Genomic DNA, 388 nt, shown 5'->3' with positions numbered 1-388 from the left:
AAGCCCCCCTCAAGATGAGATTTCCCATAGCGCGAGCTAGTAAGATCCCTGAAAGATGATCAGGTTGATAGGTCAGAGGTGGAAGCGTGGCGACATGTGTAGCTGACTGATACTAATCGATCGAGGACTTAACCAAATTTTAAAAGCGTGAGCTTTACTCAGCAAACTGTTATCTAGTTTTGAGAGAACAATCTCATATAAAATGTCTAGTGATAATGGCGAAGAGGTCACACCCGTTTCCATACCGAACACGGAAGTTAAGCTCTTTAGCGCCGATGGTAGTTGGGACTTTGTCCCTGTGAGAGTAGGACATCGCTAGGCATTTTTATTTTGCTTTTTTATCATCGCGGGGTGGAGCAGTTCGGTAGCTCGTCGGGCTCATAACCCG

The 388-nt window shown here is 45.9% G+C and carries 2 rRNA genes; both read left to right on the top strand.

Annotation, left to right across the window (positions count from 1 at the left end):
• Window positions 1–136: ribosomal RNA gene (locus AC1DEF_RS29350) — 23S ribosomal RNA — on the top strand; the annotation flags it as partial.
• Window positions 137–205: 69 nt separating this feature from the next.
• Window positions 206–321 (top strand): 5S ribosomal RNA (rrf, locus tag AC1DEF_RS29345).
• The last annotated feature ends 67 nt before the right edge of the window (window positions 322–388 follow it).

The organism is Priestia sp. 10L35 (assembly GCF_056395685.1).
Note: the sequence above shows the minus strand (reverse complement) of the source record. Positions and strands in the feature narration are given on the sequence as shown.